The organism is uncultured Marinococcus sp. (assembly GCF_947493875.1).
GTDB lineage: Bacteria > Bacillota > Bacilli > Bacillales > Marinococcaceae > Marinococcus.
Genome location: NZ_CANLSU010000006.1, coordinates 162,821 through 179,321 on the forward strand (window position 1 = coordinate 162,821; position 16,501 = coordinate 179,321).

At 48.5% G+C, this 16,501-nt stretch carries 15 protein-coding genes; 1 reads left to right on the forward strand and 14 read right to left on the reverse strand.

Annotated elements, in window-relative coordinates:
• Positions 1-9: 9 nt before the first annotated feature.
• From dnaJ to lepA, 6 genes are all read right to left on the reverse strand, one after another.
• Positions 10-1,131, reverse strand: a complete 1,122-nt coding sequence (dnaJ, locus tag Q0757_RS12830; protein ID WP_298787956.1) for a molecular chaperone DnaJ — start codon at positions 1,129-1,131, stop codon at positions 10-12.
• A gap of 171 nt (positions 1,132-1,302) precedes the next feature.
• Complete coding sequence (gene dnaK, locus Q0757_RS12835) at positions 1,303-3,150, reverse strand: molecular chaperone DnaK (RefSeq protein WP_298787958.1); 1,848 nt, start codon at positions 3,148-3,150, stop codon at positions 1,303-1,305.
• 37 nt (positions 3,151-3,187) lie between these two features.
• Positions 3,188-3,787, reverse strand: a complete 600-nt coding sequence (gene grpE / locus Q0757_RS12840) for a nucleotide exchange factor GrpE (RefSeq protein WP_298787959.1) — start codon at positions 3,785-3,787, stop codon at positions 3,188-3,190.
• Positions 3,788-3,866: 79 nt separating this feature from the next.
• Positions 3,867-4,901 carry a heat-inducible transcriptional repressor HrcA gene (gene hrcA, locus Q0757_RS12845; RefSeq protein ID WP_298787961.1) on the reverse strand — a complete coding sequence of 345 codons (1,035 nt, stop codon included), beginning with the start codon at positions 4,899-4,901 and terminating at the stop codon, positions 3,867-3,869.
• A gap of 79 nt (positions 4,902-4,980) precedes the next feature.
• Complete coding sequence (gene hemW, locus Q0757_RS12850) at positions 4,981-6,123, reverse strand: radical SAM family heme chaperone HemW (protein ID WP_298787963.1); 1,143 nt, start codon at positions 6,121-6,123, stop codon at positions 4,981-4,983.
• A 59-nt stretch (positions 6,124-6,182) separates the two neighbouring features.
• On the reverse strand, positions 6,183-8,006 hold the full coding sequence (lepA, locus tag Q0757_RS12855; RefSeq protein ID WP_298787966.1) for a translation elongation factor 4: 1,824 nt from the start codon (positions 8,004-8,006) through the stop codon (positions 6,183-6,185).
• A 233-nt stretch (positions 8,007-8,239) separates the two neighbouring features.
• Here lepA and rpsT point away from each other — a divergent pair, with 233 nt between their 5' ends.
• A complete protein-coding gene (rpsT, locus tag Q0757_RS12860) occupies positions 8,240-8,506 on the forward strand; it encodes a 30S ribosomal protein S20 (protein WP_091611924.1) in 267 nt (88 codons plus the stop codon).
• A gap of 31 nt (positions 8,507-8,537) precedes the next feature.
• Here rpsT and holA read toward each other — a convergent pair whose 3' ends face one another.
• The 8 genes from holA to Q0757_RS12900 all read right to left on the reverse strand — a co-directional run bounded on the left by holA (position 8,538) and on the right by Q0757_RS12900 (position 16,488).
• Entirely contained in the window at positions 8,538-9,572 is a 1,035-nt protein-coding gene (gene holA, locus Q0757_RS12865; protein WP_298787970.1) for a DNA polymerase III subunit delta, read from the reverse strand.
• Between the two features lie 75 nt (positions 9,573-9,647).
• Complete coding sequence (locus Q0757_RS12870) at positions 9,648-11,945, reverse strand: DNA internalization-related competence protein ComEC/Rec2 (RefSeq protein ID WP_298787972.1); 2,298 nt, start codon at positions 11,943-11,945, stop codon at positions 9,648-9,650.
• 118 nt (positions 11,946-12,063) lie between these two features.
• Entirely contained in the window at positions 12,064-13,353 is a 1,290-nt protein-coding gene (locus tag Q0757_RS12875; protein ID WP_298787974.1) for a homocysteine synthase, read from the reverse strand.
• 72 nt (positions 13,354-13,425) lie between these two features.
• Entirely contained in the window at positions 13,426-14,049 is a 624-nt protein-coding gene (locus Q0757_RS12880) for a helix-hairpin-helix domain-containing protein (protein WP_298787976.1), read from the reverse strand.
• 128 nt (positions 14,050-14,177) lie between these two features.
• Positions 14,178-14,927, reverse strand: a complete 750-nt coding sequence (locus Q0757_RS12885; RefSeq protein ID WP_298787977.1) for a class I SAM-dependent methyltransferase — start codon at positions 14,925-14,927, stop codon at positions 14,178-14,180.
• 65 nt (positions 14,928-14,992) lie between these two features.
• Positions 14,993-15,349: a ribosome silencing factor gene (gene rsfS / locus Q0757_RS12890; protein ID WP_298787979.1), complete on the reverse strand. Its 357-nt coding sequence runs from the start codon at positions 15,347-15,349 to the stop codon at positions 14,993-14,995.
• Between the two features lie 13 nt (positions 15,350-15,362).
• Entirely contained in the window at positions 15,363-15,926 is a 564-nt protein-coding gene (gene yqeK / locus Q0757_RS12895) for a bis(5'-nucleosyl)-tetraphosphatase (symmetrical) YqeK (RefSeq protein WP_298787981.1), read from the reverse strand.
• A complete protein-coding gene (locus tag Q0757_RS12900) occupies positions 15,913-16,488 on the reverse strand; it encodes a nicotinate-nucleotide adenylyltransferase (protein WP_298787983.1) in 576 nt (191 codons plus the stop codon). Before Q0757_RS12900 ends, yqeK begins: the two co-directional genes overlap by 14 nt.
• Between the last annotated feature and the right edge of the window lie 13 nt (positions 16,489-16,501).

A 16,501-nucleotide genomic window follows, 5' to 3' on the forward strand; every position in this document is an offset into this window, starting at 1 on the left:
CCTCTCTTTTTACTCTCCACGAAACGCCCGTTTCACCCGGTCAAAGAAGTTTCCGTGCTGTTCATCGGTTTCTTCATCACCGCTGATTTCTGCGAATTCCCGCAGCAGTTCCTTCTGGCGGTCCGTCAATTTCTTCGGTGTCACAACCTGAACTTTGACGTGCTGATCGCCCTGGCCTCGTCCGTGTACGTTATTAATACCTTTATTGCGGAGACGGAATTTTGTCCCGGACTGGGTACCAGCCGGTATTTTCAATTTGACTTTACCGCGCAGTGTCGGCACTTCGATTTCATCACCAAGTGTTACCTGCACAAATGTAAGCGGCATTTCGCAGTAGACGTCATCTCCGTCACGTTCAAAGAATTCATGCGGCTGTACGTTGAAAACAACGAACAGATCGCCCGGGGGTCCACCGTTTGCGCCGGGTTCACCCTGACCGCTCACGCGGATCTGCTGACCGTGGTCGACGCCTTCCGGAATGTGGATATTGATCTTTTTGTTCCGGCGGATGCGTCCGTTTCCGTTACACGTAGGACATTTTTCTTCCACTTCAACACCGGAGCCGCTGCAGCGGTCACATACGCGCCGATTCACGACACGGCCAAACGGTGTATTCTGTTCTACGTTCATCTGGCCCTGCCCGCCACACTGGCGGCACGTTCTTTTTTCTGTACCCGGCTTTGCACCGTCGCCCCCGCATGTCTCACAGTTTTCTTCTTTTGGAATTTCGATTTCTGTATCTTTACCGAAGGCTGCTTCTTTGAAGGTAAGCGTCATCGTATACTGCAGATCCGCGCCCTGTCTCGGAGCGTTCGGATCTCTTGAAGCACCGCCACCGAAAAACATATCGAAAATATCGCCAAAGCCGCCGAAGCCGCCAGCTCCGGCTCCGCCGCCGCCAAATCCCTGGTTCGGATCTTCGTGACCGAAACGATCGTAATTCGAACGCTTTTGAGGATCACTTAATGTATCGTAGGCATCTTTGATTTCAATAAATTTTTCTTCGGCGTCATCTTCTTTGTTGACGTCCGGGTGATACTGGCGTGCCAGTTTTCTATATGCTTTTTTTATTTCCTGCTCATCTGCGTCTTTGCTGACGCCAAGCACGTCATAATAATCGCGTTTACTCATCGTTCATCTTCACTCCTCGCTCTTGTCCATACGTGTTATCTTATCATTTTACAAGAAGACGCTTCAATCTGAAAAACATATTCATTACAGAAAGAAGGGGCCATCCCCTTGAATAGAAGCAGTCAAGTGACCACTATTCGGGACAGCCCCATTCATCAGCGCTACAGATCGTTAGCTGTTTTTGTTGTTATCACTGTTATCATTGTCATCTTTAACGTCTTCATAGTCAGCGTCTACAGTATCGTCACTGCTTTCGCCGCCGGCTTCGCCCTGCTCCTGCTGAGCCTGCTGCGCTGCCTGTTCATACATTTTTGTTGTCAGCTGCTGAACGATTTCCTGAAGCTCGTCCTTCGCTGTACGGATGGCTTCAATATCCTCGCCCTCAAGTGCTGTTTTCACTTTTTCTTTTGCGTCCTCAGCCTGCTGCTTTTCTTCTTCTGTTACATTTTCGCCGAGGTCGTTCAACGTTTTTTCTGTAGTGAAGACAAGCTGATCCGCTTCATTGCGCACTTCTACTTCTTCCTTACGCTTTTTGTCTGCTTCAGCGTTCTCTTCAGCGTCTTTGACCATTTGTTCAATGTCTTCTTCAGAGAGACCGGAAGAAGAAGTGATGGTAATGGACTGCTCTTTGTTTGTGCCAAGATCCTTCGCACGCACATTTACAATACCGTTGGCATCAATATCGAAGGTTACTTCGATTTGAGGTACGCCGCGCGGAGCTGGTGGAATATCCGTCAGCTGAAAACGGCCGAGCGTTTTGTTGTCTGCGGCCATTTCACGCTCGCCCTGCAGCACATGAATGTCCACAGAAGGCTGGTTGTCAGCCGCTGTTGAGAATGTTTGGGATTTACTTGTCGGAATTGTTGTATTCCGGTCAATTAATTTGGTTGTTACGCCGCCCATGGTTTCGATACCAAGAGAAAGTGGTGTAACGTCAAGCAGTACCACGTCTTTTACATCGCCAGTGAGTACGCCGGCCTGAACAGCAGCACCTACGGCTACCACTTCGTCCGGGTTAACACCTTTGTGTGGTTCTTTACCGGTTAAGTTTTTAATACCTTCCTGTACAGCCGGAATACGTGTGGAACCACCAACAAGGATAACCTTATCCACTTCAGAAGCGCTGAGACCGGCGTCTTTCATTGCCTGTCTTGTAGGTCCCATTGTACGTTCAACCAGCTTCGAGGAAAGCTCATCAAACTTAGCACGTGTCAGTGTAAGCTCAAGGTGCTTCGGTCCGCTTTGGTCTGCTGTAATAAACGGAAGAGAAATCTGGGTCTGCGTTACGCCGGAAAGGTCCTTCTTCGCTTTCTCTGCTGCATCCTTCAAGCGCTGCACAGCCATTTTGTCCTGTGAAAGGTCAATGCCGTTTTCCTTGCGGAACTCATCCACCAAATGATCGATGATTACCTGGTCGAAGTCGTCGCCGCCAAGCTTGTTGTCGCCGGATGTGGAACGTACTTCAAAAAAGCCGTCGCCAAGCTCAAGAATGGAAACGTCAAACGTACCGCCGCCGAGGTCAAATACGAGGATCGTCTGGTCCTCTTCTTTTTCAAGACCGTACGCAAGTGCTGCTGCGGTCGGCTCGTTTACAATACGGTCTACTTCAAGACCTGCAACGCGGCCGGCGTCTTTTGTTGCCTGACGCTGGGAGTCGTTAAAGTACGCCGGTACTGTGATAACTGCGTTTGTAACGGTCTCGCCAAGATAGCTTTCAGCGTCCGACTTTAATTTCTGGAGAATAATCGCAGAAACTTCCTGCGGATTGTATTCTTTGCCTTCGATTTCCACAGTGTAATCTGTACCCATATGACGCTTGATGGAACTGATCGTGTTAGGGTTTGTGATGGACTGGCGCTTTGCCACTTCCCCAACCTGGCGTTCCCCGTCTTTGAATGCTACAACTGAAGGAGTTGTGCGGTTACCTTCCGGGTTCGGAATAACCTGTGCCTCGCCGCCTTCCATAACGGCTACACAAGAGTTTGTTGTACCTAAGTCAATACCAATTGTTCTACTCATTTTTCTTCCTCCTATACAGTACTCTATATCTGAATTATTAGTTGTTCACTTTTACCATTGAAGGGCGCAGCACACGATCTTTCAGTCTGTATCCCTTCTGCATTTCTTCCACAATCTGATTGGACTCAAACCCTTCTTCGTCAGCCTGCATGACAGCCTGATGAATGGTTGGGTCAAAGTATTCGCCCTGTGCCGGGATTTCTTCCACACCCTGCTGTTCGAGTGCGGATCTGAACTGATTGTAGACCATGGCCATACCGTCAATAAATGACTGGGCACTTTCGTTATCCGGCTGGGTCTGCATCGCTCTTTCAAAGTTATCCATTACCGGCAGAAGATCCTCGGCGAGAGGCTGGACCCGGTATTTGGCATCCTCTTCTTTTTCCGCTTTCGCTCTGCGGCGCACATTTTCCAAGTCTGCCTGGGTACGCAAAGCACGGTTTTTCCATTCTTCTATTTCTTTTTCAAGCTCTGCTTCGCGCGAGCCTGATTCCTCTTCAAGTTCATCCTCTTCAACATCTTCCGGCCCGAGAATTTCAACGTCTTCTTCGGTTAATTCTTCTTCATTTGGTGCCTGCTGTTCTTTTTTTTCCTCTTCCTGCTGCTTGTTCTTTTCGCTCACCTGCGCCACCTCCATAAATGCTGTTGCTATCGTTTAAAAGCCATATTTTACCGGACTCTTTATTAAGTTCATCAACCAATAACAAATACTATCATTAAGAGTCTCTCCGGTACAAGTCATCCAACACATTTGAAAGTCCGTAGGAAAGATGATTAACCAGGCTGATGACTTTTTGATATTCCATTCTTGTGGGCCCAACAATGCCAATGGTCCCAACCGGCTTACCGGCCAGAGAGTACGTAGCAGAAATGATGCTGCAGTGCTCAAACGCTTCATTCGTGTTTTCCTGGCCAATTCTAATTGTCATGCCGTTAATGGTTGGTTTTAAGAGCTCATGAATCAAATGCTCCTCCTCCATTAATTCGAGCAGTGCCCGCACACGGTCTACGTCTTTGAATTCCGGCTGGTTGAGCAAGTTAGTTTTGCCTCCGTAAAAGATCTTTTCATGCCGTGACTTTCGAAGAGCCTCCTCGGTAAACGAAAGAGCGGCTTCGTAGTTGAGCACGTATCTTTTTAAAACATCTCTTACTTCAGAAAACAGGGCCCGCTGCAGCTGATAAAGTGGAATCCCCCGCAGCCGCTCGTTTAAAATGTTCGTAATTTGTTCGAGTTCCCCTGCTTCAAGCGTTGGCGGAAGAGCCACCGTATGGTTTTCCACATATCCTGTATCCGTCACGATGACGGCTACAGCTGCTTCTTTTCCGATAGGAACAATTTGAATCTGTCTGAGTCTTGATTCAAACATTTCCGGGCCGAGCACAATAGAGGCATAGCTCGTCAATTCAGACAAAATGCCGGCTGTTTCTTTTACAGCTTCTTCAGCCTCGAGTATTTTACCGGCAAAAAGCGATTGAATGTTATTCATCTCAGGTTCACTGAAACGGTACGGCAGCAGCAGATGGTCCACATACAGCCGGTAAGCTTTCTGGGAAGGAATGCGTCCGGACGAGCTGTGGGTTTTTTCGAGAAAACCGAGCTCCTCCAAATCCGCCATATCGTTACGGATGGTGGCCGGACTGAACGTAATGCTGTTTTTTTTGGAGATGCTTCTTGAACCTACAGGTTCGGCCGATTGAATATAATCTTCAATGATCGATTGCAAAATGAGTAATTGTCGATCGGTAAGCATTACACATTCTCCTCTGTTAGCACTCGTTTTATCCGAGTGCTAAATCTATTTTATAAGCTATCAAAGGATTTTTGCTTTGTCAATTGTTTTCAGGCTCATCATCCAATAAAAATAAAGCAAATACTTCATTACCGAGCAGCTTCCCTTCCTCTGTTAGAAACAAGCGGCCGTCTGCTTCTGTGAGCCACTCCTTCTGCTTCGCTTCCTGAATGCTTTCCGGGTAGATGTCTTCCACGGCACAGCCGTATTTCTGATAAAAACGCTCCGTAGATACACCTTCATATAAACGAAGCCCGAGAAACATCTCCTCTTCGATCTGTTCTTTTCTCGTTACCGGATGCGTCGTCTGGACCGGGTCCCCTTTTTCCTGAACCGCCTGGATGTAGTGGTTCAACGGTTTAATGTTGGCATATCGCACGCCGTCGGTGTAACCGTGAGCGCCGGCCCCAGCACCGATATATTCTTCATTCTGCCAGTATATCCGGTTGTGACGGCTGCTGTGCCCGGCACGTGCAAAATTGCTGATTTCATAAGCATGAAGACCATGGCTTTCGAGACGTTCCACAAGCAGCTCATACATGTCCGCTTCCTCTTCCTCCGGCAGCGGAGCAATCTTTCCTTCCCTCCACCAGTTATAAAACCGGGTCTGCTTTTCGATTTTCAGGGAATAAGCAGACACATGCGGGGGCTCAAGCGCCATCGCTTCATCAAGCGTCTCTTCCCAGTCCTTCATCGTCTGGCCCGGCAGCCCGAACATTAGATCAATCGAAATATTATCAAAGCCAGCCTGTCTGGCAGCCTGGACTGTTTCTTTTGCTTCGTCCGCCGAATGCCCCCGGCCGATACTGTTTAACTGGGAATCGTGAAACGTCTGAACACCAATGCTCAGCCGGTCAACTCCACCTGCCTTCAGCAACGAAAGCTTCTCTTCCCCCACATCTCCCGGATTTACCTCCACAGTATATTCCTTGAGCTGTGCCACCGGAACGTGCCGGTCCATGATCTGCATCAGCTTTTCCACCTGAACGGCCGAAAGAGCCGTAGGTGTGCCGCCTCCGATATAAACCGTCTGCAGCTGGTCCATCGTATAGGAATCGAGCTCCCGTTCCAGCGCTTCTAAATATTCATCCACCGGCTGATTGTTAATGAGAAATTTATTAAAATCACAATAATAACAAATGTATTCGCAAAAAGGGATGTGGACGTACAATCCTTTGGCCACGCTTTTCTCTCCTTCTTTATGGAAAAAGCAAAGGCCGCCCGGAAGGCAGCCCGCTTTGCTTAGTCTTTATCCATCTTTAATACAGACATAAATGCTTCCTGCGGAACATCTACTTTACCAACGCTTTTCATCCGCTTTTTACCTTCCTTCTGCTTTTCAAGCAGCTTACGCTTCCGCGTAATGTCGCCGCCATAGCATTTGGACAAAACGTTTTTTCTCATGGCTTTGATCGTCGAGCGGGCAATAACGCTTTTTCCAATGGTTGCCTGCACCGGCACTTCAAACTGCTGGCGCGGAATTAAATCCTTTAATTTTTCAACAATAGCTTTCCCGCGTTCATAGGCTACGTCCCGGTGGACAATAACGGACAGCGCATCCACGCTTTCTCCGTTTAACAAAATATCCATCTTCACGAGATTGCTTTCTTTAAAGCCGATAAACTCATAATCAAATGAGGCATACCCTTTCGTCTGCGACTTCAGCTGGTCGAAAAAGTCGTAGACAATTTCGGTTAACGGAAGGTCGTAGACGATATTCACACGCGTATCATCCATATACTTCATGTCTTTAAATTCCCCGCGCTTAGCCTGGCAGAGCTCCATGACGGCACCCACGTAATCATTTGGCACCATGACGGTCGCTTTTACGAACGGCTCTTCCACCCATTCCACCTGCTGGGCGTCCGGCATATTGGAAGGGTTATCGATCTCTTTCATTTCCCCGTCCACCATTTGCACGTGATAAATAACGCTCGGTGCAGTGGTGATCAGCTCGATATTATACTCACGCTCGATGCGCTCCTGAATAATTTCCATATGAAGCAGGCCAAGAAACCCGCAGCGGAAGCCGAAGCCGAGTGCCTGGGAGGTCTCTGCTTCAAACTGCAGCGAGCTGTCGTTAAGCTCCAGCCGTTCAAGTGCATCCCGGAGGGCGTTATACTTACTTGCATCTGTCGGGAACAGGCCGCAGAAAACCATCGGATTCATGCGTTTGTAGCCCGGCAGCGGCTCTGAAGCCGGATTGTGAGCGTTTGTAATCGTATCACCGACTCTCGAATCGCCGACGTTTTTAATGCCGGCAATCAAAAATCCAACGTCTCCCACTGTCAGTTCATCGCAGGAGACTGGCTTCGGGTTAAATACGCCCACGTCCGATACTTCGAATTCCTTTCCGGTCTGCATCATCCGGATTTTTTCTCCCGGCTTGACCGTTCCTTCTTTAATCCGGATATAGGCGATAACTCCCCGGTACGTATCATATACAGAGTCGAAAATCATCCCCTGCAGAGGAGCCGAAGGGTCGCCCTGCGGAGGCGGCACCTTTTCAACGATCTGTCTTAAAATTTCGTCTGTGCCTATCCCATCCTTCGCGGAAGCAAGCACTGCCTCCGAAGCGTCCAGGCCGATAACGTCTTCGACTTCCTGTTTCACCCGCTCAGGCTCTGCGCTCGGCAGATCCACTTTATTGATGATAGGCAGAATTTCCAGATCGTTATCGAGGGCAAGATACACATTGGCGAGCGTTTGGGCTTCAATGCCCTGAGCGGCGTCTACAATCAGCAGAGCTCCCTCACAGGCTGCCAGGCTCCGCGACACTTCATAGGAAAAGTCGACGTGCCCCGGAGTGTCAATCAGGTGAAAAATGTACTCCACTCCGTCTGTATGTGTGTATTTCAGCTGTACAGAATTAAGTTTAATCGTAATACCGCGTTCTCTTTCTAAATCCATCGCGTCCAGCATCTGGTCTTTCATTTCACGCTGGGTCAACGCACTGGTCGATTCTAAAATCCGGTCAGCAAGCGTCGATTTCCCGTGATCAATATGGGCGATGATCGAAAAGTTACGAATGCGCTTCTGGCGCTCAAGTTTTTCCTGCTCTTTCATTGATTCGATCACTCCTGTTATTACTACTTTGCCGTGCGTTCCGTTCGCAGAGACTAACGTCTATTATAGCAATGCCCTGCTCTTCCTTCAATGTTCGCGTTCGCTTCGCTTTAATTCTGAAAATTTCCTCCATTTAACTCTTTCCTGCTGAATCTTGCGCTCGGCCGTGATTTTTGATAGAATCCTTTTGTGCTGATAAAAGAAATGACCGGTAACTAAAGGAGGTGACCACCATGGCAAATATCAAATCCGCAAAAAAGCGCGTGATTATTAACGAAAATCAACGCGTGAAGCAGCAGGCTTTCCGTTCTTCCATGCGTTCGGCTATTAAAGAATTCGACAAAAACATCGATGCAAACAACGTTGATGCTGCGAAGAATTCCTACGCGCTCGCGATGAAGAAAGTAGACAAAGCAGCCAGCAAAAACATGATTCACAAAAACGCGGCCAACCGCGCTAAATCCAGAATGCACAAGCGCCTAAGCGCAGTAGCACAATAAGGATAAAACGACTCGGGCCCGAGTCGTTTTTTTATTGTCCAATTTTCTGTCCCGAGACAAGCTTCATAAAACAGAGCTCGAGGGCAAGCTGCTTGTCCATTTTCCCGGCCTTCATCTGATAATCTGTGGTGCTGAGCAGCTTCAGGGCTTCCTGCAGATACGAATGCGAAAATGCCGCCGCTGGCTTTTCAGCCAGCTGCACTGCATACGGATGGACTTTGATCGAACCGGCCATGCGTTTTCGCGAATAGCCCTGCTGCTTGAGGTTTTTTACATGATAAATAATACGGATCTGACGGGCAAGCAGCGCCAGAATTTTGATTGGCTCTTCTCCCTGCTTAAGCAGGTCGTAATATATGCGGAGCATCATTTTTGCCTGCCCTTTAACTACGGCATCCACCAGTTCGAACACGTTGTCCTCCAGCGAGCGCGGCACCAGTTTATCCACTGTTTCCATCGTTACTTCTCCGCTGCCCGTATACAGCTGCAGTTTTTTTGCCTCTTCGGCAAGCATCAGAAGGTCTTTGCCGGCAAGTGCAATAAAACGGTCCATGACTTCACGGCTCATTGTGAGCTGATGGGTCTGATTAAACTGCTGCATCCATTTTTTCATCGTCTCTTCGCCAGCGGCGGCGGCTTCGAGCACAACAGCCTGCTTTTTAATTTCTTTAACTACCTTTTTCCGGGCGTCAAGCTTTTCATACGGCGCGGATAGTATTAACACGGTAGTCGGGTTCGGCTGCCTGGCATATGTTTCAAGCGCTTCGATTTTATGCTCCACCTTCTCTTTTTCCCTTGCCCCCGTTAAAAAATAGCAGTTTTTAAGCACTATCACCCGCCGCTCCCCGAAAAAAGGAAGGGTTTCCGCTTCCTCCACAGCAATTTCCACCGGCGTTTCGCGCATATCGAATGTAGACAGGTTGAATTCTCTTTCCTCTTCCGCCAATGCTTTTCCGATAATTTTCTGCTGAATATCCTGAATCATATAGCCTTCTTCACCCTGCAAAAGATAGAATGGCTGCACGTCCTCCTGCTGTATCTGCTTTTCCATCGTTATATAATCCATCTGCTCACACTTTCCGAACGTATTCTCCTTCTATTTTATCGTATTTTCTTTCTCATTCCTACGAGAAACACTGACTTAATTGCACGCTGGAAGCATTTCCTCTCTTGCCGTACGTATACCGGGCTTCTCCCGGGAAGAGGTAATAAACTGAATGGCTCCCTGAAGATCCGTACGCCATACGTTCACTCCCGCTTCTTCCAGTATTTCGAGAGGCTCTGGATGAGGATGGCCAAAGCGGTTGCAGTAGCCCGCTGATATAACCGCATGCTCCGGCTGCACCGCTGCCACGAAATCTTCGTCTGTGGACGTGCTGCTGCCATGATGGCCTGTTTTTAAAACATCAACCTGGAGTCCGGGATAAGTCTGCATTATCCGTTTCTCCTGTTCAGTGGAAACGTCCCCGGTCAGCAGCCACCGTTTTCCCCCCAGCTCAAAATACAGGACAACAGAACGATCGTTTTTATCCTCCCACTCCCCCTTGGGATGCAGCACATAAAAAGGGGTCCCCCCGATATGGTAGCTTTCCCCGCCTCCGACGAGCCTGATATCTGTGTTCTCGTCAAACGCTGCCAAAAGCTCCTGTTCCCCGTCCTCGTAATGGGCACTTCTGCCGTACCAGAGTTCATCTGTCGGTACATGCTCCACCACGTATTTCAGACCATTCACATGATCGGCGTCACCGTGCGTCGCCACTACTGTGTTCAATTTTCGTATTCCCCGGTATTTTAAGTATTCCGCGACGACTGCCTTACCGGGATCAAAGGGAGACTCCTGCTCCTGCCACTCTTCGTCGTTAAAGCTTACCCGCCCGCCTCCGTCAACAACAATCACCCCCTGCCGGTAAGGCAGTTCGATTACTGTGCTGTCCCCCTGCCCGACGTCAAGGTATGTTACTCTTCCCCGGCCGTCCATGTAAGGAGCTGTCCACTGCCAGACTGCTGCCGCAAGCATGACTGCTGCTGACAGACACACAGCTGCCTTTCGCATATTTTTATTCCACGCCGTAATAAACACTGTGCATCCCGCCGCGTATACAACGGTAAAAACAAGCCCCGGTTTTCCGAGAAGCACCGTCGACCAGGACATACCCGCCAGATAGATAAAAAGCTCGTGCATCCAATCGATTCCTGAAAACACTAAAGAAAAGATTTCGGGAGGAGAAGCAATAAAAAAGGAGAGAAGATAATTCAAAAATAAAAAGGGGAGGACGAGGAATAAAAGAATCGGAGTGAATAGAAAATTAATAAGTACATTCCAAAGAGAAAATTGATAAAAATTCCATAGAATTACAGGGAGAGAGACAAGCATCGATGAACCGGCGACCCAGATCATATTCATCCATTTCCCGGTGGCTGCCATTCTTTTTCTGCAAAGAAGCAGATGCCCGCTTAATAAAAAGGAAAGCTGAAAACCGATATGAAAAAGATAGCCCGGATTAAGGACAAGCATAGTCCCCATCACCGTCAAAAGAATAATTACCGGATCCATGCGCCGTCCGCGAGGCCCCCATTTCTGCCATCCAATGAACAATCCCGCAGCAAGGGCCGCACGAAGCACCGAGGGAGCCCCTCCGGTCAGAACAGCATATACAGGGAGAAGGCAGAGGACCACCGTATAGGAGCGTTCTTTCGTCACGCCGATTCGTTTCAGCAAAAAAAATACAGCTCCGCTGACAATGGCAACATGCATGCCGGAAACGACGAGCACATGCACAAGACCGAGCGAGCGGTATGCTTCCTCCACCTCCCCGGCCATTGACGTGCGGTCTCCAAACAGCAGAGAAACCGCCAGCCCACCGGCCTGTTCGGGAAAGAACCCTTCAATCCGCTGCATCTGAAGGGCACGGAACCGCTCGAGGTTGTCCACAGCTCCCCCCGATCGTGCAAAGCATTCCACGTTCTGACTGTTTTCCACCGTAAACAGCCAATGCATTTTTTCCCAGTACAGATAAGTCTGATAGCTGAACCCGCCGGGATTGCCAGCAGCCGATGGTCCCTTCATTTCCCCGCTCCATCGGCACTGCTCTCCCGGGAGGAGATTTTTGCTCTGCTGCAGTTCTTCTTCAGTGTCAAACCACCACGTAACCGGCACAGTCTCTCCTTGATCCGTCCGCAGATCAAAACGGGCTCTGCCGCCGTCATACATTAAAGGCGAAGCTATGGTGCCGGTAATTTCAGTCTCGGTGCCGTCAAAAAAAGAATCGTTGTGTTCCACCCAGTACCAGGAGCTTCCGGCAAAAACGAGCATCAGCGCTGTACCGGCAGCAAATATCCCAAAGCGCCGAAGCATTATCCATCCAGCGCCGAAGCAAAACCAAATAATCCCCCACACCCAGAAGTCTCCGCGGAGCAGCATTCCGACCGGGGCTGTCATAGATATAAGTATCCAAAGGACGGGGATCGTTTTCACCCCCTATTTGTTACATACTAGAATAGAAAAAAGGAAAAAAAGAAAGGGCCTGCCCCGCGAGGCAGGCTTTGTCGTTCGTGGTTTATTTCTGGCTTTCCTGGAGAGCTTCTTCTAAATCCCGGAGAATGTCGTCTATATGTTCGATGCCGACAGAAACCCGGATAAGGTCTGCCGATACCCCTGCTGCGTGCTGATCCTCCTCAGAAAGCTGCTGATGCGTGGTACTTGCCGGATGAATAACTAATGACTTTGCGTCTCCGACATTCGCTACGTGCGAATGCAGATTACAGGCCTCGATAAATTTTTTCCCTTCGGCAAGCCCACCCTTGATACCAAAGGTCAAAATGGCCCCTTTTCCTTTCGGGAGGTATTTTTTTGCTGTAGCATACGTATCATGCGAAGAAAGCCCCGGGTAGTTCACCCAGTCCACCAGCTCATGCTGCTCCAGAAATGACGCTGTCTTTTCGGCGTTTTCACAGTGGCGCTCCATTCGCAGATGAAGTGTTTCAAGACCCTGCAGAAGCAAAAACGAGTTCATTGGAGAGATTGCCGGCCCTAAATCACGCAGCAGCTGCACGCGTGCTTTTAAAATATAAGCCATTTCTCCAGCCGCTTCGGTAAAGACAACGCCGTGATAGCTTGGGTCCGGCTCTGTAAGACCAGGGAATTTGCCGTTATTCCAGTTGAACTTTCCACTGTCCACAATCACGCCGCCAATAGTGGTGCCGTGCCCTCCTATAAATTTCGTGGCCGAATGAACGACAATATCCGCCCCGTAGTCAATGGGCCGGCATAAAATAGGTGTTACTGTCGTCGCATCCACTATTAAAGGCAGGCCGTTATCGTGAGCCACCCCGGCAATTTTTTCGATATCGAGTACATTGCCATTGGGATTTCCAATAATTTCGCTGAATATTAATTTTGTATTTTCATTTATCTTTTCCTCATACGCTTGCGGGTCAGTACCATCCACAAGGTGGACCTGAATGCCCATTTTCGGAAGCGTATGCATAAACATGTTATACGTTCCGCCGTACAAACCGCTCGAAGCGACAATTTCATCCCCGGCGCTGCAAATGTTCAAAACGGCAATATGAATGGCGGAGCTGCCGCTTGCAGTAGCGAGCGCACCAATGCCTCCATCCAGAGCAGCCATTCGTTTTTCGAACACATCGGAGGTTGGATTCATGATTCGGGTGTAAATGTTTCCAAACTCCTGAAGGCCGAATAAATCTGCGGCATGGTCGGTATCGTTAAATTCATAGGACGTTGTCTGATAAATAGGCACCGCTCTTGCGTTAGTGGCCGGATCAGGGACCTGGCCGGCATGTACGGAAAGTGTTTCAAGTTTCCAGTCTTTATGTTCTTCCACGGGAAAGCTCCTTTCTCTTGAAGCAATAGTTTTTCTCCCTTAACTTTATCAGACTATTTCGAAAAGTAAATATTAGAGAGAAATGTAATCCCGCAGCTGTTCCACTGTCTTTTCCCCAATTCCGCTCACATTGGACAATTCTTCTATCGTTTCAAAGGAACCGTTTTCTTCCCGATAGCTTAAAATAGCTGCGGCTTTTGCCGGGCCGATCCCTGGTACGGTTTCCAAATCCACCTGCTCCGCCTCATTCACATTGACCAGAGCCCCTTCACCACTGCTTTCTTCAACCGGGCCGGTAATTGCTTCTTCCCCTTCTCCGGGTATGTGAATGACCATCTCATCCTCTATTCTTTCTGCAAGATTCACCTGAAGCATATCCGCCCTGTCAGTGATTCCGCCTGCCTTCTGAATCGCTTCTTCCACTCTCTCATCTGCCTGAAGGGTATAAACACCCGGGGCATGCACTTCGCCTTTTACATCGACACGGACTTCTATGTCGGGATCTTCGGTTTCTTTATCAGAATCACTTCCTGATGTCTTTTCCTGCTCGTTTTCATCCAATTGATTTTCCCACGGAACAGCTTCCTGCGTTTCCGCCTGTTCCCTGGGTATTCCACTCCAGAATAATAGAAACATAATTCCAAGGCACACGGCTCCGCCGGCGCTGACTGCAATTAATTTCCAACGGCTCGTCAAAGAAAGCATCAACTCCAGATTCTTTTTATTTGTTCAATGGGTAAAGGGAAAATCGGGAAGGGGGAAGGGAGCAGGGCTCCCATAATACAGAGGAGAGTAGTTGCTTCTATATATTACAATATTTTACACTATTTGTCTGTTTTTTTCGCCAAAAAGAATATGCGCTCGCTTTCTTCCTCTGGAAAATCAGCTGTAAAGTCGGCTGTAATACGAACATTCGAAAAGCCAGCTTCCTCGAGCCACTCTTTGTATTCATTAACAGCAAACGTCCGCTGAACATGATCTTCATCATACCGACTGTAGGTGCCGTCTGCATTTTTTGAAAAGATAGTCAGCTCATGCTCGACTTCCCAGGTTTGTTCCGAGGGATACACATCCCATATAAAAGACACCTCTTCATCGTTGTCCGCAAAAGAGACCTCAGACAAAATATCCTCTATGTAGTGAATGGAATGGACGTCAAACATAAAAATCCCGCCTGCTTCGAGATGGTTATAAACACCGGTAAAGGTGGATTTAACATCCTCCGGCGCCGTTAAATAGTTCAGGGAATCACAAAAACAAAAAATAAGCTGATACATATTTGGCGTATCCAGAAACCTCATATCCTGCTGAAACAATACAGGTCTTTCTCCTGAAGCATTCCATTTCTGCGCTGCCACTGCAAGCATGTCTGCTGAAAGATCCATGCCGTCGGCCCGGAAGCCTTCGCTGTAAAGACGTTTCACGATCTCGCCTGTACCACATCCAAGCTCAAGCATCCTTGCGCTCCTCGCCGGAGCTTCTTTTAATACAGCCTCTTTCCAGGCATCGTACGGAGCCTCTGCCATCAGCCGGTCATACACTTCGGCAAAGCCGTTATACATTGAGTGAGTCATCCTGCACTTCCCTTCGTTTAAATTAGAAAAAGGCCTGATTTTTCAGGCCTTTCAGGCGTTTATTGTTACTGGGAAAGTACCGTTCCGAGTTCCACGTAGACAGCATCGCCCCATAATTTTTCAAGGTTGTAATAATCTCTTTCGTCTTCATGAAAAATGTGCACGACGACGTCCCCGAGATCGATCAGCACCCACTTTGCTTCGTTATATCCTTCAAGCCTCTGGACGTCGAGGCCCTGCTTGTGTGCAGCCTTTTTCAATTCTGTGGCAATTGCCTGGACCTGCTTTTCTGATGTGCCGTGTCCGATAACAAAATAATCTGCGACCGGCGAAACACCTCTCATGTCCAGTGCAACGATACCATGTGCATTCTTGCTGTCAGCAGTTTGTACCGCTAATTCAAGCAGTTCTTTTTCGTTCATCTACAGACCTCCATTATTTGCGTTCCATCACCAGATCGTTGTATGCGGCAAGCGTATCTGGAAATACAGGAACATTTTTTGAAATTAAAAATTGAATCGTGTTTCCAAGAGCCATCACGATGGCAGCATCTATATCTGATTCTGCCGCCTCCCGGACTTCTTCCACACCAGGAAATGTCCGGTTTGGTTCTATATAATCCGCTAAAAACAGCACCTTTTCATAAGCGGTCATGTCTGGTTTTCCGGTTGTATGCCAATAAATAGAAGAAACAATATCCGCGTCTGCAATCCCGGCTTCTGTCTGAATGAAGTAAGCTCCAGCCGGGGCATGAAGCAGTTCGTCCCCATAGGCGATAAACCTGCCGGCTTCTTCTTTCCCGCGGAGCAGCTCACGCATCTCATCGACAGGACGGTATTTAGCATAGTCATGCAAAATAGCTGCTATCTCTACTTTATTATAATCGATATCAAACCGTTCTGCCAAATATAAAGCGGCCTCCCGGACACCGAGCGTGTGCTTGTATCTGCTTTCTGTCAATTGTTCTTTAACGATTTGAAGGGCTTCATTTTTGTCCATACAGTTTTTTCCTCTCAATCTCTTTTAATACATTACCCGGCACAATATAGCGGACAGTTTCGCCGTCCCTGAGCCGGCGGCGTATCATCGAAGAAGAAACGTGCATCGTAGGAGCTTCCACCTGAGTCAGCCACGAAGGCTTATGACCGTTGTAGCCGGGGCGGTTCACAAATACAAATTCGACCAGCCTGCGCAGCTTCTCGATGTCCTTCCACTTATCCATCTGATCTGCCATATCGCCACCGATCAAAAAGAAAAACTCCGTTCCCGGTGCCTGCTCTTTAAAGTAACGTACTGTATCGATTGTATACGAGGGCCCGCCGCGTTCAATCTCCACGGAGGAGGTGCGAAACCCGGCGTTATCTTCAATTGCTGCTTCTACAAGCATCAGACGCTCTTCCCCGGCAATCATATTCTCTCTTTGCTTATGCGGTGGTGTGTGAACTGGGATAAACCAGACTTCATCCAGATTTAATGCATTTTTTGCCTCTTCCGCCATAATCAGATGAGCTAAATGCGGCGGGTCAAATGTGCCTCCGAACAGGCCGATACGTTCACTCATAATAGGCTCTCCT

Coding starts and splice junctions, on each gene's coding strand:
- dnaJ (WP_298787956.1), bottom strand. CDS start 1,131: ATGAGTAAACGCGATTATTATGACGTGCTTGGCGTCAGCAAAGACGCA.
- dnaK (WP_298787958.1), bottom strand. CDS start 3,150: ATGAGTAGAACAATTGGTATTGACTTAGGTACAACAAACTCTTGTGTA.
- grpE (WP_298787959.1), bottom strand. CDS start 3,787: ATGGAGGTGGCGCAGGTGAGCGAAAAGAACAAGCAGCAGGAAGAGGAA.
- hrcA (WP_298787961.1), bottom strand. CDS start 4,901: ATGCTTACCGATCGACAATTACTCATTTTGCAATCGATCATTGAAGAT.
- lepA (WP_298787966.1), bottom strand. CDS start 8,006: ATGAAAGAGCAGGAAAAACTTGAGCGCCAGAAGCGCATTCGTAACTTT.
- rpsT (WP_091611924.1), top strand. CDS start 8,240: ATGGCAAATATCAAATCCGCAAAAAAGCGCGTGATTATTAACGAAAAT.
- holA (WP_298787970.1), bottom strand. CDS start 9,572: ATGGATTATATAACGATGGAAAAGCAGATACAGCAGGAGGACGTGCAG.
- Q0757_RS12870 (WP_298787972.1), bottom strand. CDS start 11,945: ATGACAGCCCCGGTCGGAATGCTGCTCCGCGGAGACTTCTGGGTGTGG.
- Q0757_RS12885 (WP_298787977.1), bottom strand. CDS start 14,927: ATGACTCACTCAATGTATAACGGCTTTGCCGAAGTGTATGACCGGCTG.
- rsfS (WP_298787979.1), bottom strand. CDS start 15,349: ATGAACGAAAAAGAACTGCTTGAATTAGCGGTACAAACTGCTGACAGC.
- yqeK (WP_298787981.1), bottom strand. CDS start 15,926: ATGGACAAAAATGAAGCCCTTCAAATCGTTAAAGAACAATTGACAGAA.
- Q0757_RS12900 (WP_298787983.1), bottom strand. CDS start 16,488: ATGAGTGAACGTATCGGCCTGTTCGGAGGCACATTTGACCCGCCGCAT.